The organism is Sporosarcina sp. ZBG7A (genome assembly GCF_000813425.1).
In the GTDB taxonomy this organism is placed as follows: Bacteria; Bacillota; Bacilli; order Bacillales_A; family Planococcaceae; genus Sporosarcina.
The window spans coordinates 45,570-67,147 of record NZ_JWIB01000032.1 but is presented as its reverse complement, the minus strand read 5'-3'; the positions used below and the strand labels follow the sequence as shown (position 1 = coordinate 67,147).

Annotated in this window: 22 protein-coding genes; 20 read left to right on the top strand and 2 right to left on the bottom strand. The window is 40.8% G+C overall.

Annotated features, from left to right (window positions below; translation table 11 throughout):
* Positions 1-107 precede the first annotated feature (107 nt).
* Together RL70_RS11975 and RL70_RS11970 are read left to right on the top strand one after the other, a co-directional pair.
* Entirely contained in the window at positions 108-323 is a 216-nt protein-coding gene (locus RL70_RS11975) for a helix-turn-helix transcriptional regulator (RefSeq protein WP_025783974.1), read from the top strand.
* Positions 313-807 carry a hypothetical protein gene (locus RL70_RS11970; RefSeq protein WP_039043634.1) on the top strand — a complete coding sequence of 165 codons (495 nt, stop codon included), beginning with the start codon at positions 313-315 and terminating at the stop codon, positions 805-807. The genes RL70_RS11975 and RL70_RS11970 overlap by 11 nt, the downstream gene beginning before the upstream one ends.
* A gap of 61 nt (positions 808-868) precedes the next feature.
* Here the strand turns inward: RL70_RS11970 and RL70_RS11965 are convergent, their stop codons facing one another.
* A complete protein-coding gene (locus tag RL70_RS11965; RefSeq protein WP_039043633.1) occupies positions 869-1,510 on the bottom strand; it encodes a metal-dependent hydrolase in 642 nt (213 codons plus the stop codon).
* A gap of 283 nt (positions 1,511-1,793) precedes the next feature.
* Between RL70_RS11965 and RL70_RS11960 the strand changes: the two genes are divergently transcribed.
* From RL70_RS11960 to RL70_RS11925, 8 genes are all read left to right on the top strand, one after another.
* A complete protein-coding gene (locus RL70_RS11960) occupies positions 1,794-2,987 on the top strand; it encodes an MFS transporter (RefSeq protein WP_039043632.1) in 1,194 nt (397 codons plus the stop codon).
* 207 nt (positions 2,988-3,194) lie between these two features.
* Positions 3,195-4,838, top strand: a complete 1,644-nt coding sequence (locus RL70_RS11955; RefSeq protein ID WP_039043631.1) for a glycerol-3-phosphate dehydrogenase/oxidase — start codon at positions 3,195-3,197, stop codon at positions 4,836-4,838.
* 45 nt (positions 4,839-4,883) lie between these two features.
* On the top strand, positions 4,884-5,453 hold the full coding sequence (locus tag RL70_RS11950; RefSeq protein ID WP_039043630.1) for a glycerol-3-phosphate responsive antiterminator: 570 nt from the start codon (positions 4,884-4,886) through the stop codon (positions 5,451-5,453).
* Positions 5,454-5,631: 178 nt separating this feature from the next.
* Positions 5,632-6,477 (top strand): MIP/aquaporin family protein, encoded by an 846-nt coding sequence (locus RL70_RS11945; RefSeq protein WP_039043629.1) that lies wholly within the window; start codon positions 5,632-5,634, stop codon positions 6,475-6,477.
* 27 nt (positions 6,478-6,504) lie between these two features.
* Positions 6,505-7,998 carry a glycerol kinase GlpK gene (gene glpK / locus RL70_RS11940; RefSeq protein ID WP_039043628.1) on the top strand — a complete coding sequence of 498 codons (1,494 nt, stop codon included), beginning with the start codon at positions 6,505-6,507 and terminating at the stop codon, positions 7,996-7,998.
* Positions 7,999-8,227: 229 nt separating this feature from the next.
* A complete protein-coding gene (locus tag RL70_RS11935; RefSeq protein ID WP_197054118.1) occupies positions 8,228-8,707 on the top strand; it encodes a DUF2975 domain-containing protein in 480 nt (159 codons plus the stop codon).
* 10 nt (positions 8,708-8,717) lie between these two features.
* Positions 8,718-8,942 (top strand): helix-turn-helix transcriptional regulator, encoded by a 225-nt coding sequence (locus RL70_RS11930; protein ID WP_039043626.1) that lies wholly within the window; start codon positions 8,718-8,720, stop codon positions 8,940-8,942.
* Entirely contained in the window at positions 8,935-9,780 is an 846-nt protein-coding gene (locus tag RL70_RS11925) for a DUF817 domain-containing protein (RefSeq protein WP_052245936.1), read from the top strand. Before RL70_RS11930 ends, RL70_RS11925 begins: the two co-directional genes overlap by 8 nt.
* Positions 9,781-9,822: 42 nt before the next feature.
* Here RL70_RS11925 and RL70_RS11920 read toward each other — a convergent pair whose 3' ends face one another.
* Positions 9,823-11,337, bottom strand: a complete 1,515-nt coding sequence (locus RL70_RS11920; RefSeq protein WP_039043625.1) for an MDR family MFS transporter — start codon at positions 11,335-11,337, stop codon at positions 9,823-9,825.
* Between the two features lie 209 nt (positions 11,338-11,546).
* Here RL70_RS11920 and RL70_RS11915 point away from each other — a divergent pair, with 209 nt between their 5' ends.
* From RL70_RS11915 to RL70_RS11865, 10 genes are all read left to right on the top strand, one after another.
* On the top strand, positions 11,547-13,214 hold the full coding sequence (locus RL70_RS11915) for a ribonuclease J (protein WP_039043624.1): 1,668 nt from the start codon (positions 11,547-11,549) through the stop codon (positions 13,212-13,214).
* A 176-nt stretch (positions 13,215-13,390) separates the two neighbouring features.
* The gene (locus RL70_RS11910) at positions 13,391-14,911 is read left to right on the top strand and encodes a DEAD/DEAH box helicase (protein ID WP_156137972.1); all 1,521 of its coding nucleotides are present in this window, start codon (positions 13,391-13,393) and stop codon (positions 14,909-14,911) included.
* Between the two features lie 25 nt (positions 14,912-14,936).
* Positions 14,937-15,731, top strand: coding sequence for a YqhG family protein (locus RL70_RS11905; RefSeq protein WP_039043623.1), 795 nt, complete (start codon positions 14,937-14,939; stop codon positions 15,729-15,731).
* Between the two features lie 141 nt (positions 15,732-15,872).
* Positions 15,873-16,613 (top strand): class I SAM-dependent methyltransferase, encoded by a 741-nt coding sequence (locus RL70_RS11900; RefSeq protein WP_039043622.1) that lies wholly within the window; start codon positions 15,873-15,875, stop codon positions 16,611-16,613.
* 127 nt (positions 16,614-16,740) lie between these two features.
* Positions 16,741-16,920: a hypothetical protein gene (locus tag RL70_RS11895; RefSeq protein ID WP_197054117.1), complete on the top strand. Its 180-nt coding sequence runs from the start codon at positions 16,741-16,743 to the stop codon at positions 16,918-16,920.
* Between the two features lie 46 nt (positions 16,921-16,966).
* Positions 16,967-17,608 (top strand): hypothetical protein, encoded by a 642-nt coding sequence (locus RL70_RS11890; protein ID WP_156137970.1) that lies wholly within the window; start codon positions 16,967-16,969, stop codon positions 17,606-17,608.
* A gap of 646 nt (positions 17,609-18,254) precedes the next feature.
* Entirely contained in the window at positions 18,255-18,596 is a 342-nt protein-coding gene (locus tag RL70_RS11885; protein ID WP_039043619.1) for a hypothetical protein, read from the top strand.
* Positions 18,597-19,108: 512 nt separating this feature from the next.
* Positions 19,109-19,879, top strand: a complete 771-nt coding sequence (locus RL70_RS11880) for a hypothetical protein (protein WP_039043618.1) — start codon at positions 19,109-19,111, stop codon at positions 19,877-19,879.
* A gap of 521 nt (positions 19,880-20,400) precedes the next feature.
* On the top strand, positions 20,401-20,601 hold the full coding sequence (locus RL70_RS11870) for a DUF3977 family protein (protein ID WP_231567270.1): 201 nt from the start codon (positions 20,401-20,403) through the stop codon (positions 20,599-20,601).
* A 380-nt stretch (positions 20,602-20,981) separates the two neighbouring features.
* The gene (locus RL70_RS11865; protein ID WP_039043616.1) at positions 20,982-21,173 is read left to right on the top strand and encodes a DUF6366 family protein; all 192 of its coding nucleotides are present in this window, start codon (positions 20,982-20,984) and stop codon (positions 21,171-21,173) included.
* Positions 21,174-21,578 lie beyond the last annotated feature (405 nt).

The window sequence follows — 21,578 nt, the reverse complement described above, 5'->3', positions numbered from 1 at the left end:
CAATTGCCCTGACAATTTGAGTGTTTTTGCATGTAATAGAAATAAGATGTTAAGAATACTATGCATTATGTTAAGAATAGTGTACATTAGAGTGAAGAGGTGTCGTGATGCTGAAAAATCGGTTAAAGGAGCTGCGAGCGCGTTACAGCTTCACGCAAATAGAATTAGCAAAGCAAGTCGGCGTCACAAGACAGACGATTGGGTTCATCGAAAAAGGTGAGTTTTCACCTTCTGTCACACTGTCATTGAAACTGGCAAAGGCGCTTGACTGTGATATCAATGAAATCTTTTGGTTGGAAGGGGAGGAAGAACATGAAGAATGATATGCGAATCACCTATCCACTTTGGCAAATGGCTGGGATTTTTATTATTATGGGATTTGTCTTACTAGTCGGCTATGCTGCTACAGTGAATACTTTTTCAGATGGCGGATTTGGATTTGAATTTAGCATTAGTGGGAATTCAGGCATCTTGCTGAATGTAATGATGGTGATAGTCTTCCTTTATTTGATCCTGTTTTTTTACAACATCAAGAAACACAATGAAAGAATGCCTAAACAAAAGATTTCAATGACAACCTATAAGCCACAAGAGTATTTAGAAGATGATGAGCTGTTTCAAGATGTAACCAAACAGGCGACCAAAAAAGTGTACACGTATTTTGCTTGGGCGTTACCTATAATGGCGGTTGTCTATTTAATGCTTCCGATTGGTAAGATGTGGATGACTGTAGGGGTTTTACTACTTGCAGCAGGTCAATACTGGATTTACTATCGAACAATTAAGAAGTTTATATCTTCAGTTTGACGAAAGTATAGATCAAAAAACGAGTATCCCGATAAACGGATACTCGTTTTTTTATGACCAACTAAAACTCTTGCTTCCACAATGGTGCAAACCATTTCACACCTCTGCGATTCACAGGCAACACTTTCATGTCCGCCACTAAATGACTGATATAGCCTGCCAATCCTGCTAAGACTAATCCATCAATTGGCCATTCCATATAGAGATACTTTAAAATGAACGCATAAAACACAACGCCGATAAGTGAATGCGTATAAGACCGATGTGGCAAAAATGAAGCAAAAATAATATAACTTCCTGCAAGTAAAATACCGATGGATTTATCCAATACAAATCCAAGCAACATGACTAGAACGCCTGTAATCGTCAGCATCCGTCTTTGGGTAATAACCCGTGAGACAATCAGGAGAACAAGGCCAATCCCTGCGTATATGTAAATTTCACGTCTCATTCCTTGAGTCATAACCTGGTAAATGAGCATAAGTAAAATCCCGATACCGGCAACTTCCATGAGTACCTTACTCACTTTTTTCGACAATGTGATGCGATTGCTTGCAAGGCCATTCGTATCTAAATCTGGTGCAACGCCAGATACTCCGCCAATACCTGCGCAGATCGCGACGGTCATGAGGTCTTGTTGTGTGATGTACCCGGCGATTGCGCCAACGGCAATGCCAATTCCTAAATGTGAACTTCCTTTCATCTGAAACCCTCTTTAGCTGTTAGTTTTGAAAACGATTTGTTTCGATACAAACGATTGGAACGTACATTCTATAATCGCCGCTTTCCTAGTATAAACGAGAGAAGGGGAAAACGGGGAATACGTTAACTAAAAGTTTATATTCATTATTGGAGAGGTGCCTACGGGAGACGTATTACAAGCTCGTTTTCTCTAGTAAGCAAATTTTTTTATCATGCTGGTTTTTAAGGTCTATACTTAAAATAGTAAGAGCTTATAAGCATTTTAGGAGTTGAGGAGATAATAAATGGAGTATATCCAAAGAGGTTCTCGAGAGTATAAACATACGAATTGGGCTTTATTTGCAGCAGGGTTCATTACATTCGCGAACCTCTATATTACACAACCACTTCTGCCGGAATTCTCGAAGGAATTTAATATATCTCCAGCGTTTGCAAGTTTGTCCTTATCCGTCACGACGTTTGCGTTGGCAATTAGTCTGGTGATAGTGAGTTCTTTATCGGAAGCGTGGGGAAGAAAACGGTTAATGACGATTTCAATTTTTGCGTCATCTATTTTAACGCTTGCCTTAGCGTTTTCCCCAACATTTGAAGTACTACTAGGACTGCGAATTGTTCAAGGGATCACTTTCGCGGGGCTGCCTGCTATTGCGATGGCGTACTTAGGAGAAGAAATGCATCCGAAAGACCTTGGCGTCGCGATGGGACTCTATATTAGTGGGAACTCTGTTGGGGGCTTAGCGGGACGCGTCATGATGGGAACGTTGACAGACCTGTATAGCTGGCAAATTGGTATGATCGTCATCGGAGTGTTGAGTTTGATGATCAGTGCATACTTTGTTGTCGCATTGCCAAGTTCAAACCACTTCGTTGCACGTGAGCTTCAGTTTAAAAATCTTTGGAAATCATTAGTCTCTCATTTAAAGGATCCTGCTATGCTGAACTTGTATGGTATCGGGTTCTTTCTTATGGCCAGTTTTGTCATGCTATACAATTACATCGGTTTTAAATTGCTAGCGCCCCCTTATTCGTTAAGTACGACGATTGTGGGTTGGATTTTCATCGTCTATTTGGTCGGGACTGTTAGCTCGACGTGGTTTGGAAAGTTGGCAAATGAGTATGGCCGTAGAAATATCCTACTTATCGGTACAGTCCTCATGTTGACTGGTGCACTCATTACACTGAATGTCAGTCTGATTTTAAAGATTGTAGGGATTGTAGTCTTTACATTTGGATTCTTCGGCAGTCATTCGATTGCGAGCGGATGGGTGAGCCATCGCGCGAAACATGACAAAGCCCAAGCTTCTTCATTGTATTTATTCTTCTATTATTTTGGTTCCAGTGTTGGCGGAACAGCAGGTGGTTTTTTCTGGTCACACTTCGGCTGGATTGGTGTCATCGGGCTTATCACATTCTTCCTACTGCTAGCCATCGTATTGATTCGACTGCTTAGTTTGAAGAGGAAAAATGTAATCGCCTAAGTCTGACAGACTCGCATTGGCATGGTTTGTGAACGATCAAATTAGATGTTTTGTAATTTCTTTTGACTGTGGTATACTAGTCAACAAGTTAATATATCGGGTTTGAGCTACTGAGAGACCTCAAGAAATGATTGCATACAATGCGATTATTTTCTTGGGGTCTCTTTTTTGTTTTTTGAACTCGTATACAAAGAGGAGACGAGACACATGACAACATTTTCTGCATTGAATCGAAACGAAGTATTCAGCCAGTTGAATAGAGAACACTTTGACGTAGTCGTGATCGGTGGGGGAATTACAGGAGCTGGAATTGCCTTAGATGCAGCAGCACGTGGTATGAAAACAGCCCTTGTTGAAATGCAAGACTTTGCATCTGGTACATCGAGCCGTTCTACAAAGTTAGTGCACGGAGGACTGCGATATTTGAAACAATTTGAAATCAAAGAAGTGGCGGAGCTTGGAAAAGAACGTGCTATCGTTTATGAGAATGGACCGCATGTGACAACCCCGGAATGGATGCTACTACCATTCCATAAAGGAGGAACATTTGGACCGTATTCAACTGCCCTCGGACTGAAAGTTTATGACTTTTTAGCAGGAGTGAAACGCTCTGAACGAAGAAAGATGTTGACTCTTGACCAGACGATCCAAAAAGCCCCGCTTATTAAGAGAGAGGGACTTCAAGGAAGTGGATATTACGTTGAGTACCGTACAGACGATGCACGCCTCACAATTGAAGTTGCAAAAGCGGCTGCTTCAAAAGGCGCGACGCTTGTTAACTACGCAAAAGCGGAATCGTTTCTATATGACGAATCCAACAAAATTGAAGGAGTGCAAGTTCGAGATATGCTGACGGGAGACGTAACAACCGTTCATGCATCGAAAGTGATCAACGCTGCAGGTCCTTGGGTAGATGAAGTGAAAGCAATTGACGGGCATTCCAATGGAAAACAGCTCATTCTTTCAAAAGGAATCCACTTAGTGTTCGACCAAAGTGTATTTCCATTACATCAAGCAATTTACTTTGACACACCCGATAAGCGCATGATTTTTGCGGTACCACGTGATGGGAAAGCATATGTCGGTACAACGGATACGTTTTTCGAGGGTGACCCAAAAGAAATGCAAATTACTGAAGAAGATCGTACGTATATTTTAGATGCCATCCACTACATGTTCCCAGAAGTTTCAGTGTCTGAAAAAGACGTGGAATCGAGTTGGGCAGGCGTACGACCGCTTATCCATGAAGATGGGAAAAATCCTTCTGAGATTTCGAGGAAAGATGAAATTTGGGAGTCTGAACGTGGGTTAATCACTATTGCTGGTGGGAAACTTACAGGCTATCGGAAAATGGCGGAGACCGTTGTCAACAAGATTGCACAGCTTCTTCAACAAGAAAAAGGATTGACGTTCAGACGATGCAGTACGAAAAAGATTCCAATCTCTGGAGGCGATTTCGGTGGGTCTGCAAATTATAAGCGGTATATGGAGCAAGCAGTTAAGCGAGGACAGTTGCTAGGATTTACAGTAAGAGAAAGCAGACACTTAGCATCATTATATGGCACCAATGTCGATGAAGTCTTTACGATTCCATATGATGAAAACCAATCATTGCCACGGATTTTGTACGTGAAATTGCGCTATGCTATTGAAAAGGAAATGACCGTAAAACCGACAGACTTCTTCATTCGACGGACGGGTGATCTGTTTTTCAATATGAAAAACGTTGTGGATGCAGAACAAGACGTTCTCGACGAGATGGCAAAAATCTTCAACTGGTCGGCTATGGAGCGGCAACGTTATGAAAAAGAATTGGAAGATGAGATGAGTAAAGCGACTTCAGTTGTCTGAATACGATAGTATGAACCTATACTGATAGACAGGAGTTATCAACAAATGCCTTTTCACAATCAAAAAATTTTACCGGCTGCACGCACTTTAAAGCAGTTTGAAAGGCTGTTGGACAGCCCATTCGAATATGTCGTGTTACTAGAAGTGCACATTAGCAATTTGAAAACCGTGAAACTGGAAGCAGATAAGAGAGGCAAGAAGTTAATCATCCATGCCGATCTTATCCAAGGACTGAAAACAGATAACTTTGCTGCAGACTTTTTGTGCAACGATATTCGGCCTGCAGGTATTATTTCGACTCGTTCCAATATGATTATGAAAGCGAAGGCCAAACATATCCTTGCGATACAACGTATGTTTTTACTCGATACGATTGCGTTGGAAAAAAGTTATTCTTTGATTGAACAAACCGCACCGGACTTCATAGAAATGTTGCCTGGTGTGATTCCTGAACTGATTGAAGAAGTATACGAGCGCACGGGAATTCCGATAATAAACGGGGGGCTCATTCGTACGGAAAAGCATATTGAAGATGCGCTAGCTGCAGGGGCTGTTGCAGTCACCACCTCCGACCGAGAGTTATGGAAGTCATTTGAGAAAAAGAGAACTTTCTGAATCTAGTGTTTGACAGACCAATGAAACCGCTCTATAATTGTGGACAAGTTCATAAAACGTGGTTGAGTTGAGGAGTCCACAGTTAATTTCTTGCGTTCAGCAAGATTTTAATTGTGGACTTTTTTTTGTGCTTAACTCAATAATCCATGTCATTAAATATGAGTAGGGGGAGAATTGGATGACTCCATTTGCAGGAGAGTTGATCGGAACGATGATTTTGGTTTTGTTTGGTGGCGGTGTTGTCGGTGGTGTTGCGCTGAAGAAATCGAAAGCAGAAGGCTCGGGTTGGATTGTAGTCACAGTTGGTTGGGGACTAGCAGTTGCTCTTGGCGTCTATGCAGTTGGCCAAACTAGTGGTGCACACTTGAATCCGGCGGTGACGATTGGCTTTGCAGCAATCGGTGATTTCCCTTGGGCGGATGTGCCAACATATATACTTGCACAGATGATTGGGGCGATTCTTGGGGCTGTTCTTGTCTATTTCCAATACTTGCCGCATTGGAAAGAAACAGAAGATCCAGTCGCAAAACGGGATGTTTTTGCAACAACCCCAGCGATACGTCATCCACTTTCCAACTTGACGAGTGAAGTAATCGGTACGTTCATTTTGTTACTCGGATTATTATCAATCGGTGCCAACGAATTCACAGAAGGGCTCAATCCACTCATTGTAGGTGCCTTGATCATCGCTATTGGGTTATCTCTTGGAGGTACAACAGGGTATGCCATTAACCCCGCACGTGATCTCGGACCTCGGATTGCACACTTTTTCTTACCAATCCCTAAAAAAGGATCATCCGATTGGCGTTATGCGTGGATTCCAGTAGTTGGCCCGATTTTAGGAGGAACGATGGGTGCTCTATTTTATAAGCAATTTTTCATTGGAGAAAATAGTCTTGCATTCTGGATTGTTGGTGCAGTTGTGCTAGCATTGTTGGTAGCTGCTCAATACTCGATTCGAAGAGAGATGAGTTCAGAGAGTGTCGAACCGGCAACAAGACATGCAACGACTAACAAATACTAAGGACTAGTAGTATAGGAGGAAGAGAGAATGACTGAAAAATATATTATGGCGTTAGACCAAGGGACTACAAGTTCAAGAGCTATTTTATTTGATAAAAAGGGTAAGATTTTTCACTCTGCACAACAAGAATTCACACAGCATTTTCCTAAATCGGGTTGGGTTGAACACAACGCAGATGGAATTTGGAGCTCTATTCTATCCGTAATTGCTGGGGTTCTGTCCGAGAAGAATATTTCAGCAGAACAAATTGAAGGCATTGGTATAACGAACCAACGGGAAACAACAGTTGTATGGGATAAGAACACTGGCAATCCAATTTACAACGCAATCGTCTGGCAATCACGCCAAACGGCAGCAATATGTGAAGAACTGAAAGAAAGCGGTTACAACGAACTATTCAGAGAAAAGACCGGATTGCTCATTGATGCCTATTTCTCTGGGACTAAAGTGAAATGGATTTTGGACAATGTAGAGGGAGCTCGGGAGAAAGCCGAAAATGGGGACCTGTTATTCGGAACAATTGATACGTGGATTGTTTGGAAACTGTCTGGAGGAACGACGCACGTAACCGATTATTCGAATGCATCCCGTACGTTAATGTACAATATTCACGAATTGAAATGGGATGAAGAGCTTTTAGAAATTCTAGGTGTCCCGTCTTCAATGCTGCCGGACGTACGACCATCCTCAGAAATCTATACGCATGCAGATCCCGAACAATTTTTCGGGCATGCAGTCCCGATTGCGGGAATCGCAGGAGATCAGCAGGCGGCTTTGTTCGGACAAGCGTGCTTTGAAACTGGAATGGTAAAAAACACATATGGTACCGGCTGCTTCATGTTGATGAATACAGGAGACAAAGCGGTGAAATCAGATCATGGACTGTTAACGACAATTGCTTGGGGCATTGATGGAAAAGTTCAATATGCCTTAGAAGGAAGTATTTTCGTTGCAGGTTCTGCCATCCAATGGCTGCGTGATGGACTACGCATGTTCCGCCACTCTTCAGACAGTGAACAGTACGCTTCGAGGGTAGAATCGGCAGACGGTGTATATGTTGTACCTGCTTTTGTCGGTCTTGGAACTCCATATTGGGATAGCGATGTGCGCGGTGCTGTATTTGGTTTAACACGCGGCACGACAAAAGAGCATTTCGTTCGTGCAACATTAGAGTCACTTGCATACCAAACCAAGGACGTCTTGGATGTCATGGAAATTGATTCAGGGATTTCATTGAAAACGTTGCGAGTAGATGGCGGAGCAGTCGAGAATAATCTCCTTATGCAGTTCCAGTCAGATCTATTGAATGTACCAGTTGAGCGTCCTTCCATTAACGAAACAACAGCGCTTGGAGCTGCGTATTTAGCGGGACTTGCGGTCGGTTTCTGGAAAGATTGTTCTGAAATCGCTGCTCATTGGTCACTAGATCGGCCATTCGAACCGACCATGGAGCAAGAAGAACGTGAACATCTTTATAACGGATGGCAAAAAGCTGTTAAAGCGGCAACCGTGTTTAAATAAGTAGAGAAAGCAGTCGGAAAATTTTCCGGCTGTTTTTTTGTTAACCTGTCTATGAAACAAAACGTACATAATAAAATGGCCACTCTTCTATTTCAAGAATTGAGGAGCTTTTTTCACTCATCATCGTCTAAATGGGTAATAGTATATTATTAATCAGTAATAATTTATTGATAATCGATAAATTAGATGGTAATATTATTTCTATACTACACAAAATGAGGTGTATTTGATGAAACGAGAAACGTTATTTTTAAAGGTTACACTTGTGATTATGGCATTACCTATTCTTGCTCTCTGTATCTTTGTAGTACCACAGATTGCAGAATTCTTTGCAGAACTTGCTCCAAAATGGTCGTTCTTGCAGTATCCTTTTTTAGTGGGTCTGTATGCAGGGGCACTCATTTACTTTGTGGCCCTTTATCAGACGATGAAACTTTTAACTTACATTGACAGGAACACAGCATTTTCGGAGGCTTCGGTCAGCGTGTTGAAAAAAATTAAACTGTGCGCGGTCTCGATAGGAACGATCTACGTGTTATTCATGCCGCTGCTTTTCATAATGGGAGATGCAGATGATGCGCCAGGAATCATCGTAATTGGCTTGGGAATTATTTTTGGCTGCGTTGTCATCGCTGTTTTTGCGGCAGTCCTTCAGAAATTGTTACAGAACGCAATCGACATAAAATCTGAAAATGACTTGACGGTCTGAGGTGAATGCTATGTCAATTATTATTAATATCGATGTCATGCTCGCAAAAAGGAAGATGAGTGTTACAGAGTTGTCCGAGAAAGTGGGCATCACAATGGCGAATCTGTCCATTTTAAAAAATGGTAAGGCAAAAGCGGTTCGGTTTTCAACGTTAGAAGGGATTTGTAAGGCGCTGGATTGTCAGCCAGGCGACATTCTAGAATATCAAGGTGATCAGGGGCGGCAAGATGGCTAGGGGATGGGAAGAGGTCACGTCTCCTGATGCGAGTTATTTAGGTCGGCTAAAAAGATACCTGACGCAACTGATTTACTTTGGGAGGGAGCAAGCATTGTCTTGCGTCTTTCCCGTTGTCATTTTTGGTTCATTGGCATTGACACAAGTCATCCCTCTTCCATTACTACCTAGGTATGATTGGTTGCTCCTCATTTTCTTACTCATGCAATGGTGGATGGTTCACTCTGGACTTGAAACGAAGGATGAACTCAAAGTGATTACATTGTTTCACCTTATTGGACTTGCGTTGGAGATTTTTAAAGTGAATATGGGGTCCTGGTCTTATCCTGAAGAAGGGTATATGAAAATTCTCGGAGTCCCTCTTTATAGTGGATTTATGTATGCCAGTGTTGCGAGTTATTTGTGCCAGGCATGGAGACGGCTGGATGTTCAGCTAGTAAAGTGGCCACCGTTCCTATTGGTAGTTCCTCTTGCAGCTGCAATTTACTTAAATTTCTTTGTACACCATTTCTGGATCGACATTCGTTGGTGGCTATCTGGACTAGTACTAGTTGTATTTTGGCGTTCGTGGGTGAACTATGAAGTGAATGGAAGCCGATATCGAATGCCGATTGTACTCTCCTTTACACTCATTGGATTTTTTATATGGGTGGCAGAGAATATTGCTACTTTTTTTGGTGCTTGGCAATACCCAAATCAGACGGATGCATGGAGTCTGGTTCATCTAGGAAAAGTGAGTTCTTGGTTACTGCTCGTGATTGTTAGTTTTCTAATTGTCGCAACGCTGAAACAAGTAAAACGAAAACTTCCAGTTTCAAAGAATAAGGAGACTCATTGAAAAGAGGCATCGACGTTAACCTTGTCGATGCCTCTTTACTACTTATTTTTCTGATTCCTTTTTAGGGATTAAACGCTCAGGTCCCATATAGAACACGGCGATGATCGAAATCGCCACAGGAATGAGCGCCCATAAAAATGTCGTCGAGATTGAAGCAGACATGGCGTTTGTAATCACCTCTAGAATATTAGGTGGAATCGTTTTGCGTGTTTCAGGTAGGAAGACGTTTTGGATATTTCCAATCGATTCGATGCCACCTGCATTGTTACCCGGCATTTTTTCAAAACCTGAAGTGAGTCCACTTGCTAACAGCTTCGTTTGAATTGCACCGAAAATCGTAATTCCGAGTGCCAGTCCGAACGAACGGAAAAATGAGTTTGTTGAGTTGGCAGAACCGCGATATTTGAAATCCATTTTGTGAACTGAAGCCGCTGGCAGCAAAGAAAAGGAAAAACCTACACCGAATCCGACAAAGATCATGTAAATAGACAACATTGTACGTGACGTATCTGGAGTGATTGTGCTCATCAGGATCATTCCGATTGAATAGGCAATGACTGAAATGACCATGATTCTACGATAAGATGTCTTCGTTTGAAGAATTCCACCAAGTGCACTCCCTACAACAGTACCAATCAGCATGGGCATTAATACAATTCCTGCGTTTGTTGCAGACCCTCCATAAACCGCTTGGACGAAAATAGGGATGAAGATTGTCAAACAAATGAATGTCGCACCATAAAGAAAGGCAAGCACTTGAGAAGAGGCAAACAGACGGTTTTTAAACATCCAGAACGAAATAATTGGCTCTTTTGCTCGAGTTTCCGCCCAGATGAACACAATGAAAAAGATCGCAAAAATGCTGAACAGTGCGATGCTTTGCCAAGAAGACCAAGCAAATTCTTTACCACCGAATTCAAGTCCGAACATGAGACTGACCACCGCAGTGACAAGTGAAATTGCTCCGAGCCAATCGATTGTCTGTTTGACCGGTTTAGTAGTTTCTTTATAAAAACGGGCGATGAGTAATAAGGACACTAACCCAATTGGGATATTGACATAGAATACCCAATGCCAACTAATGGATTCCGTGATCCAAGCACCAAGTAACGGTCCGATGACGCTGGATGCGCCGAAAACAGCACCTAAGAGACCTGTCATTTTTCCGCGTTTTTCAGGTGGGAACACATCAAACACAATTGTGAATGCGATCGGTAAAAGCGCACCACCACCGATTCCTTGAATTGCACGAAAGACTGCTAACTGTGGAACGGATTGTGCCACGCCACAAAGAGCAGATCCAACCATGAATACGATAATACCAAATATGAAAAAACGTTTCCTTCCAAACATATCGGAGAGCTTACCGAAAATCGGCATCCCCGCAAGAACAGCAACTGCATATGCTGACGTGATCCATACATAACTGTCGACGCCGCCCAAATCTCCTAAAATCGAACCTAATGCTGTAGCGACGATGGTGTTATCCATTGCCGACATTAAAATACCGAGAAGGATTCCAGCGAGTACAAGCCGTAACGTACTTTTATCTTCCATAACTAAACCTCCTACAATTCATGCATCCGCAAGCATTTCGCTTATGAACTTTCCTATAGTACCACTGTTCTTAAATCTTGGCATCTGGGATGTTGTGGAACAGAGTTTTGCATTTTTGAGCTCCAGAATAGCTGCATATAAGAATTCATAAATTTGGACATACAAGCGCATACTAGCCATATTCAATTGGTATAGGGAGCGGATGGAAGATGACTACATTTGAAAAGGGATTATCTATCTTTGCTTTAGGTGGAATTAATGAAATCGGGAAAAACATGTATGTTGTGCAATATGAAGATGATATCTTCGTCATTGATTGTGGATCGAAATTTCCTGACGAGAGTTTACTTGGTATTGATTTGATCATCCAAGATATTTCTTACTTAAAGGATAACAAAGACAATGTTAGAGCATTAATTATTACCCATGGTCATGAAGATCATATTGGAGGAATTCCTTACTTCTTGAAACAGATGAATCTTCCTGTGTATGCAACTGATCTGACGCTAGGACTGATAGAAATCAAATTGAAAGAACATGGGCTGCTACGATCTACGGAAATGCATCTGATTGACGATACTTCCGATTTGTCGTTTGGCAGTGTGAACATTACGTTTTTCAGAACAAATCATAGTATTCCTGATTGTGTAGGTGTGGTATTCCATACACCAATAGGAGTTGTCGTCCATACAGGTGACTTTAAATTTGACCTGACTCCTGTGAATAACGAGCCACCCGACATCCATAAGATGGCGAGAATCGGGGATAAGAGTGTATTAGTGCTGCTTTCAGAGAGTACGAATGCCGAACGTCCTGGTTTTAATCCTTCTGAAATGGCTGTCGGTTCCCATATTGAAGAAGCTTTTCGAAATGCACATAGAAAAGTCTTCATCTCGACATTTGCATCGAATGTCCACCGTGTTCAGCAAGTGATCGATGCAGCGCAGAAAACGAATCGTAAGTTAGTGTTATTAGGAAGGAGTATGTTGAATGTCGTGAAAGTTGCTTCGGAGCTTGGCCATCTAACGATCCCTGAAGGCATGATTATCGAGCCTTATGAAATCAAGAAAATGGACCCTCAACATGTTGCTGTTCTTTGTACGGGGAGCCAAGGGGAACCGCTCGCTGCGTTATCCCGTTTAGCCAGTTCGAACTCAAGGCATACAGAAGTGCTTCCTGAAGACACGGTCATCTTAGCATCGTCTCCAATTCCAGGTAACGAAAAGAACGTATCACGGATCATTGATCAGTTATTCCTTCTGAAGGCTAACGTGATCTATGGTTCTGAAGAAGGGATGCATGTATCCGGGCATGCTCGTCAGGAAGAGCTGAAGCTCATGTTGACACTCATGAAGCCTAAATACTTCATCCCCATCCATGGCGAGTACAGAATGCTTCACAAACACAGACAATTGGCTGAATCGGTGGGGGTGGAACGAGAAAACATCTTCATCGTCAACAATGGAGATGTAGTGGATTTTGACGGTCAAACCGCACGTCAATCACGTAAAGTCCGAGCTGGTAGGGTCTTTGTCGATGGTTTAGGAGTTGGGGATGTAGGAAATATCGTGCTACGCGATCGAAGACTACTTTCAGAAGAAGGAATGCTCGTGATTCTGATTACTGTAAGTAAAGAGACGGGCAGGCTCCTAACTGAACCCGATACAATTTCGAGAGGTTTTGTTTACAAACCAGATGCACAAGAATTGATAGAAGAAGTGAATGAATCGGTCAAAACGACTGTTGACAGATTCAAGACAATCAATGGCAGCGATGGGGCCGTTATGAGACAACAAATCAAGAAATCTGTAGAAACGCTACTGTTTGAAAGAACGAAAAGAAGACCGATGATCCTGGTATTTGTGATTGAAATCTAGAATAGACGATTAAATATCGTATTAAGAAACACCTATTAAGAATATAAAGTGAGGAGTCAGATGAGCAATCGTCAGGCTCTTCTTTTTTATACTAGGATAGACAACTGCTCTATACATAAAAATACTATTCTTTGGGCATGCTAATTTAAAAGACATTATTGAATGAGGGGATACGTATGCGAATTGAGCGGTCAACAGAATGGAAAGAAGGATTTACAGAACGTCTCGAGAATCGCAAAGAATGGGATAATTGGACGCTCTATCAAATGTGTTATGACATGGAAAGAGCGAAAGTGATTCCAGAATTTCACGGTCTCCAATCGCCAAAACATTTACCGAATCTCACGCCGTATGCACACCAATTGGAGGCTGCAGAGACAGTTATTGAGCGGATGAATGGGAAAGCCATTTTAGCAGATGAAGTTGGACTAGGAAAAACGATTGAAGCAGGGCTCGTTTTAAAAGAATACCTCATACGTGGTCTCGTGAAAAAAGCTCTTATACTAGCACCGGCATCTTTAACGAATCAATGGATTGCCGAGTTGAATCAGAAGTTCCATATTCCTGCGATTGCTTACAATAAAAAATACAATCTAGATCACTGCCCAATTGTTGTGACGAGTATCGACATGGCGAAGCGAAGTCCCCATAAAGAGATGATCTATCAACAAGAGTACGATTTGGTCATTATCGATGAAGCCCACAAACTCAAGAATCCTAAAACAAAAAACTATGAGTTTGTTCAACAATTGAAGAAAAAGTTTTGCTTATTGCTAACGGCAACCCCGATTCAGAATGATGTGTTCGAACTGTTTAACTTAATCTCTCTGCTGAAGCCAGGCCACTTAGGAAATTTAGAAACTTTCCAAAGTGTGTTTTCTGCGAGTAAGCATCATGTAGAAGAAGATGAATTTTTGAAGGAATTGATCCAACAAGTAATGGTACGGAACATTAGACACGAGACAGGGATTGAATGGACGAATCGTCTTGTACAAATTATGCCGCTAGACTTTACGGAACAAGAACGAGTTATCTATTCGATGATTTCGAAGTTACCAGTTTCAGATTCGTTTACGTTGCTCACCCTTCAGCGGGAAATGTGCAGTAGTCAGCTGGCTGCGGTGTTGACATTAGAGAAATTACATCAAACAACGGTCCAACCAGAAGTTCGATTCCAGATAGAAGAGATATTGTTGAAGCTGACGGAACTAGACATCCATTCTAAGTCGAAAAAAGCTCTGGAGCTCATTCAAAAAGCTGATGATAAAGTGATCATTTTCACAGAATATCGTGCAACGCAAGCCTATTTACAAGCGGTTTTACATGCGAAAGGCATTACGAGTGTTCTGTTCAATGGGAAGTTCAGCAAAAACAAACGAGAGTGGATGAAACAGTTATTCCAAAACAATGCACAAGTGCTGATCGCAACCGAATCGGGAAGTGAAGGGATTAACCTACAGTTTTGTCATCATGTTATTAACTATGACTTACCATGGAATCCTATGAAGCTGGAGCAGCGGATTGGCCGTGTTCACAGACTTGGACAAACAGAGGATGTACACATTTATAACTTAGCAATCCAACAGTCAGTAGAAGACAAAATGGTGGAATTGCTGGAACGGAAGATTGGTGTGTTTGAAAAAGTTGTCGGGGAATTGGATCATATCTTAACAGATGGCAAGAGGTCTATCTCTTGAGTAGTTTTGTGAATGGAGGTTATCTATGCGCCAGCAAGAAATTCATCAGTACATCCAGCGGTTTTTCCATGAAAACAAATGTAGGGTACTTGACGAAAGCTATGATCATATGACGGTTCAGTTAACGATCGACATGGATAAACGCATTATGAATCGCCCGTATTACTGGAGTTATGTTGAAAGTGGGGGTGTAGAACCGAATCCGGCTAAGCTTACATTGATCACAAATCCGAGTCAGTTCTCAGCCTCGTTGGCAGGAGAGCGAATCCACTTTGGCTCACCAAGACTTCATCAGCTGTTTCAAGTGACGAAAGAACAAGGAGCCTTTGTTCAAATGTATGAGAAACCTGGTCAAAATCAGGCGACCCAAGTCACGCTAACGCCATGGCTCGGAGTGAATTATAAAATCACGTATTCCAGTGACCGGACTAAAGAAATGCTCTATTCGTTAGGGATGAATTTAATGAATGGTGCAGTCATTGATGGGTTTCAAGAGTCTGTCCGCAAACTAGATTTAGCGCCATCGGTATCCGCGAATACGTACTATTTACCTTATAATATACCGCCAATGCGCGCCTTAAATCGCCTTGAAGAGGTGATGGAAAACGTTGTGAATCAGGATGATCATACTTGGGTGGATGAAGCGAAGCAACGCCAAGTCAGAGATTTACGAGTACTGGATTACTTTTACACGGGAGTAGAGGATGTGCCTGAAAGTTATGCAATGGAGAAAAAAGCGATTGAGGAACAGTATGAAACAACTATCCGAATTGAAATTATTAATGGCGGATTGTTTTATTTGAAGACGCCGTTAGTATGATTTCTATGGACATCAGAACGATATAGAATTTAATCAGAAAATACTGTATAATCATCCTTAACTAGTAAAAGGAGGGTTGACCATGACACTATTGTACTTGAATTCTTCTCTGTAAACGAAAAAAATACAGGAGGAATCTAAATGACACAATCATGGGTTGAGCCCTTTTATCGAAAGCAATTTGAGTGGATGAATCAGGAATTGGATATGGAAGATGCTATTAACGAATTAGCACAGGAAGTGAAAGAGCAAGTTGGGAAGCCATTTCGCGAGATGCTCGATATTGGAGCGGGTAGAGGAGATATGGCAAAAGCTTTGGCAGAACAAGGAATCGAGATGACAACCCTTGAGCTTGTCCCCGATTTGGTTGAATTTGCAAAAGAGCGTTCCAATGGACTGCTGACAAGTCATTGCGGAGATTTCTATACGTTTGAACTGCCTGAAGTTTTTGATGTTGTGAGCTACTTTGATGGTTTTGGAATTGGTTCAGACGAGGACCAGCTTCGACTCTTGAATCGGATTCGAAAGTGGATGAAGGAGGACGGCTGTGCTTTGATCGACATCTATCAGCCAAGGTACTGGCAGCAGGTGGATGGTAGGGAGATGACGGTGGACGCAGCACGTCGTGTTTATCTTTATGATGAAGAAGCACATCGCATGGTCGACAGTTGGTGGCATACCGATCATCCCGAGGAAAAAGTAACGCAGTCCCTACGCTGTTATTCTCTAGAGGAAATTAGTGAACTGTGTGAACAGGCCAGTTTGAGAATCGTCGGCATTTTTCCGGGAGGGGCGATGGATTTTGAAGAATGGCGGTATCATGATCGGGTACCGTTACATGAGTGTTTGTCGTATCGGGTGAAGGTGAAAAAAATAGTATAATCGGATGTCAAAAGGGTGCCGTGAAGGCACTCTTTTTTGTTGGATGAAAAACTGATACCCAGGAGAAATTTGAAACTTTCGAAAGAGATAATCCGTAAGAGAAGTAAGAAAAGGGGTGAGGACGTTGTTGAAAAAAGGGATAGGGATTTTGCTCATAGCTTCCGGATTAATATTTGGAATTACTTGTACAGGTCTCCTTTTCACGGAGGGGATTTTCTACTTATTCCTGTTCATCTTGCTCGCGTTTCCACTTTTCATGGTTGGGCAATGTTTGGCAATGGCTTCGAATCGGTCATTCCTTAACTAAACAGATTTTGGTGAAATTCACTGCGATTTTTGTGCAAGTCACATTTTTGATACCTTCGATTTTCCTTGTGTTCAATAACTACTCCAAGCTGAAAAACGAAACCTTTGCACGTGAAGGATTTCTATGGTTTCAACCAACTTCTTCTTCCGCTATCGGTTTAATCGGAACTCTTTTACTAATTGTATTGGTTCTTTCGATTATGCCTAAAATCCTGTTTGGTTGGACCCACGGAAGAAAACCGTTGACGGGATTCATCCTAAGCCTGTTTGTCCTCACTGTTGCATTTCTGTTTATCACTTGGAATGATTATCAGGCAATCCATGAGGAAGAGGGAATTGTTGTGTCCACTTGGTGGGGGAAGCAACAGGCCGTAGATTGGGCATCGGTGGATAGCGTGGAGATTACTCCATATGTTCTGAAAAGAGTCGCTAACAAATATTCAAGGGAACCGATATTTGCTTGGAGGTTTGAATTTAAGCAATCGAATGGAGATCAGGTTTCTTTTAAACGAACAGATCTTTCAACCTATAATTTAGAACAGTCTCAGAGAGTGAAGGAGCAAATTCAAAAAGAAAATATCCCATTGTTAATTGGACAGATGGATGAGGCAACGACGAAGTGGTATGAGCTGGAATTGGAATTGGAGAATTTAAACCCAGAGCATTTTAATGAGTTTTTTAAGAACTAATTGTCTTGACGCGGCTATGAAAGAGAGTTTGTGGACTCAAAATAAAGAGTGATCAATTCGAATAAGGTTAGATGATTTATAAATGGTTTAATGCGATTTAATTAATATGTAGAACTCAAGAGTTACAAAGTTCAGCAATCTGGCCACTATCTAGCATACAAGTTGTTGCTTTGCGCTCCAGACGGAACGCTTTCCGAGGGGCGTGGCTTGAGCCTCCTCGGTCGTAAAAAACGCTCCCTGCGGGGTCTCAAGGCGCACGCTGATCCCTTCGGAGTCGTCCGTCTTCCGCTCCAAGCAACGGAGTGTAGTTATTATAAAGCATGCATACAAGAGGGGGAGAGGTAATGATAAAGTTATTTAGAGCTACCCAAGTTCTCTTAGTACTATTGTTTATCGCGATTATTATGGTTAGTTCTTATTCCACAACGGCGGTGAACATATTAGGAATTATCGGCATAGTAGTTTCTTTGGTGTATATATTTTTTTATAGAAGAATTAAAAGACATTACGCTCAAGATTAATTCCTTAATTGGGGGCAATTCATGAAGAAGAAATTTGCCTTCTTTGAGCATTAGACTATTTTATACCAGAATAAAAATTCTCATAAAAGTATCTGGTGTAAACTCAAAGTGGAGAGGGTGAATTAATGCTAGATGAAATAATTGGTTATGTAGTAGTTGTATTTTTAATTACGGGCTTCACATATGGTTTTGTTAGACAAATTCAAGATACCTTGACTATCCGAAAAGCTAATAAAACAGCGGTATCAAATTACAGAAGGACGTTAATCGGCAATTATATAACGTGTTTGTCATTTGGGGGGGTTCTAATTTCTTATTTGTTAAACGTTTTAGTTGCGATGCGTATTATCCAGTCAAATATACTAACAAGTAATAACACTGGTTTTAGTTGCTTTGTATTCTTAGTGGTTCTTTTAATTGCTAAATTCGGAGCTATTCCTAAAAGTCGTAAGCAAATGACTTTTTAAATCAATAACAGGTTGTTTTATATGTTGTATTCCTTTTTGCTATATTCGGTGGAGAAATCTAGGGAAGTAAAAGAAGCAATATCACAATCGGGCCATTTTGTTTGAGAAATGTCTTTAGGATTGGAGTTGGTTGTTTTAGAAAATGAACAATCCTCAAAATTAGATAAATGGAGAGGGCAATACGGAGCTTTAGTTATTGCGTTCACTTGTTTAATTGTTTTAATCACTGGCTGTGTAATAACTGGATTCTTACAGATGTTTTAGGATTGGGTGTTTTAGTCTGTGGAACAATTGGTTTCTTTGATTTAAGGCGGGGAATTTATAATGAAAATAAATGATTATGTCTTTTTCATTTCTGCAAACGGGGCGTTTCATGCATAAGGGCTGTGCCATAATAGGGCCAAATTGTTTAACAATGCTTGGGAAGATAATTAAATGTTTCTGTTAAAGTGAATGGAAATTGTAGAGAAAAACACTTGTGTTTCTAAAACGATAGGGGGGAATTAAAACAGATGAAGAAGATGAAGAAGATGAAGAAATGGATAATCATTTTATTAGCCATAATTGCTGTGGGTGTATACCTTACTTGGCCAAAAGAAAGTTTAGAAAAACCTATTATTATGTCCACTCAATTTAACGAAGTAACTAAAACATTAGCAGTTTCTTATATAGTAGATCACGATGATGATACATATCTAATGGAAATTGCACATGACACAATAGGTTTCTATCCACCACGTACGGATGGCAATTGGGACGGAAAGACTAATTCTACACAAGTATTAGCAGCACAAAATGGCTATGAGCTGCGAGAAGATATAGTTGAATTAACAGATGATCAACTTGTTTATTTTCTTTCCCAAGAGGGACGTACATTATCTATTCAAATTTCATTTGAAGACTATCCTCCGATTGAAACAATACTCGTTCTCATCCTAGACGACGAGACTCCTGTTGTCACTAAGGATGAGGAAACACTCCGCTATACGTATACATCACCGAAAGATGTAACGATTAATTTAATTGGTCATTATGATAGTGTAGCAACGATTTCCTTCAAGCAAGATGGTGATGAAGTGGTTTTCCCCCTTACACTTGCCCAAGGTGATACAGTTGACATTTTTATACATGAACCATACAAACTTAGCTCAAAAAATAGTCTGTTACTTGAAATTACGACGATAGAGAATCAATCATTTTGGAAGAATATCTTAATGACTGAACCCATTCCAGAAGGATACTTAAAGCAAATTGTTAAGGAAACGAATGCCCAGAATGAATGAAGACGGCAGATGTAATTTTCTAATGTTCTCTTCTAACAGCGGCGTTCACCCAATAACATAAAGCGGCTTTAAATCCTTTTTATTGGTGAGCAATCATATGTACTTAGACTCCAGAAACGGGGACTATTCCTTTATAAGCGATTTCGTCTATATCGCAATCGGAAAGGAGCAGAGGAAATGGATTTGTGGGTTATGATTAAAGAGCGTTCTGCTTTCTTATCATTTTTTCTTATTCTAATTTTACTGAGTGTTTTCCTGTTGATAGCTACTTGGAAAAATCGTACTAACATACCTAAAAGTTTAACCGTAATTATAATTTTAATTTCTACAATTTTTATCGTTGCATCTTTGATTTCAATGATATTTATAATCTCATTTGGCTATAACTCATGAATTGACATTGTTAAGCAAATAGATGCATTTAATGAATAGGGGCGGGGCTACATTCGTGCCATTTTGAAGAGAAGATGAAGAGAGTTGATTCTTTGAAGTTTGTTGAATTCGGGATAGGTAATACGTAGTTGGTTAGGACTGAAACAGAGTTAGCAGATGGAACAGAATATGAGGAAAAAGGAATAGTTGGACCAATAAAATATCATTCCCTCTACTTGAGGATCTGGATCGGTAAAACGGTTTTGATTACAGACTCAAGAGAGGGATTTAAATGGAGTAAAAAAACACGAAAAGCGATTAAATTAATTTTAGGTTTAGCTGGTACTTAAATTACAAATCAAGCAATCGGGGGCAATAATTGCATACGTGTCACCCTTCAATCGAGCTAAATTCTTTAACAAGGATCAGCAATCATTTGAATTATTGGCTAAGTTAAGGGTAAGAAAGTAATGAAAGATGGATTTCCTCCAGTAACTATAAAGGTAGAAAATCGATTGTCCTGTTATGAAGCGCTCGACAAAGCACATACAACAGAAAATTATAGTGACTTTATAGCGCTAGTAGAACATGAAGTAGAAGACCCTCTTGACTTATATCTTAGTACAATCAGTTAAAAAGCATCTCTATGAGGTGCTTTTTTTGCAAGCAATAGTTGTGCCTCGATCGGGCCAATTTGAAGCACCTTAAAGAAAATTTAAGGAGTGATGAAATGAGTAGAGATAACGAAACTCCTGAAGAAAGACGTGAAAGATTAAGGCAGAAGGAATTAAAGCATCCAGCTAGCAGTGTTCACGGGAGCGTACTTTCTGATTTAGTAGGTGGCTTAGGTTGGAAAGGCACTGGACTGATGATTCTTTTATTAATAATTGGCTTTATAATATATGCCACGTTCTTTCGTTGATCGGGGACGTGTGTTGGAACTTAAAGATGGGAAGTCATCAAACTTTCTTATCAAACCAAATCTATAATAGGCGGGATATGAATTCATGTTGATCAATCTTTTTGTCGATAAGGTTACTTTCTATTTATAAGAGAAATATGGTTTATGTGGTGTTTTTTAAAAAACATTTTTCTAAAGCAACACCGGAATAGAATAATTTTTAAAGGAACGAATTAAGAAGGAACACGACTTTAAAAAAATAAATTTTATAAAACATAGGAGAACTGGGATTGCTACTATCGAATGCAATCTTAGTTCTCTTTTTTGCCACAAGCTGCATAGGGCCGAATACTAAATGATGTCTTCTTGGACAGAAGGACATATGGGGGGAAGAGGAGTAGAGGTAAAATGAATAAATTGAGCAAT

Bases quoted from the DNA above. Each gene is read 5' to 3' on its own strand.
- RL70_RS11965 (WP_039043633.1), bottom strand. From the start codon at position 1,510: ATGAAAGGAAGTTCACATTTAGGAATTGGCATTGCCGTTGGCGCAATC.
- RL70_RS11900 (WP_039043622.1), top strand. From the start codon at position 15,873: ATGACACAATCATGGGTTGAGCCCTTTTATCGAAAGCAATTTGAGTGG.
- RL70_RS11955 (WP_039043631.1), top strand. From the start codon at position 3,195: ATGACAACATTTTCTGCATTGAATCGAAACGAAGTATTCAGCCAGTTG.
- RL70_RS11885 (WP_039043619.1), top strand. From the start codon at position 18,255: ATGCTAGATGAAATAATTGGTTATGTAGTAGTTGTATTTTTAATTACG.
- RL70_RS11880 (WP_039043618.1), top strand. From the start codon at position 19,109: ATGAAGAAGATGAAGAAGATGAAGAAATGGATAATCATTTTATTAGCC.
- RL70_RS11975 (WP_025783974.1), top strand. From the start codon at position 108: ATGCTGAAAAATCGGTTAAAGGAGCTGCGAGCGCGTTACAGCTTCACG.
- RL70_RS11920 (WP_039043625.1), bottom strand. From the start codon at position 11,337: ATGGAAGATAAAAGTACGTTACGGCTTGTACTCGCTGGAATCCTTCTC.
- RL70_RS11905 (WP_039043623.1), top strand. From the start codon at position 14,937: ATGCGCCAGCAAGAAATTCATCAGTACATCCAGCGGTTTTTCCATGAA.
- RL70_RS11865 (WP_039043616.1), top strand. From the start codon at position 20,982: ATGAGTAGAGATAACGAAACTCCTGAAGAAAGACGTGAAAGATTAAGG.
- RL70_RS11910 (WP_156137972.1), top strand. From the start codon at position 13,391: ATGCGAATTGAGCGGTCAACAGAATGGAAAGAAGGATTTACAGAACGT.
- RL70_RS11925 (WP_052245936.1), top strand. From the start codon at position 8,935: ATGGCTAGGGGATGGGAAGAGGTCACGTCTCCTGATGCGAGTTATTTA.
- RL70_RS11945 (WP_039043629.1), top strand. From the start codon at position 5,632: ATGACTCCATTTGCAGGAGAGTTGATCGGAACGATGATTTTGGTTTTG.
- RL70_RS11930 (WP_039043626.1), top strand. From the start codon at position 8,718: ATGTCAATTATTATTAATATCGATGTCATGCTCGCAAAAAGGAAGATG.
- RL70_RS11935 (WP_197054118.1), top strand. From the start codon at position 8,228: ATGAAACGAGAAACGTTATTTTTAAAGGTTACACTTGTGATTATGGCA.
- RL70_RS11915 (WP_039043624.1), top strand. From the start codon at position 11,547: ATGACTACATTTGAAAAGGGATTATCTATCTTTGCTTTAGGTGGAATT.
- RL70_RS11950 (WP_039043630.1), top strand. From the start codon at position 4,884: ATGCCTTTTCACAATCAAAAAATTTTACCGGCTGCACGCACTTTAAAG.
- RL70_RS11960 (WP_039043632.1), top strand. From the start codon at position 1,794: ATGGAGTATATCCAAAGAGGTTCTCGAGAGTATAAACATACGAATTGG.
- RL70_RS11970 (WP_039043634.1), top strand. From the start codon at position 313: ATGAAGAATGATATGCGAATCACCTATCCACTTTGGCAAATGGCTGGG.
- glpK (WP_039043628.1), top strand. From the start codon at position 6,505: ATGACTGAAAAATATATTATGGCGTTAGACCAAGGGACTACAAGTTCA.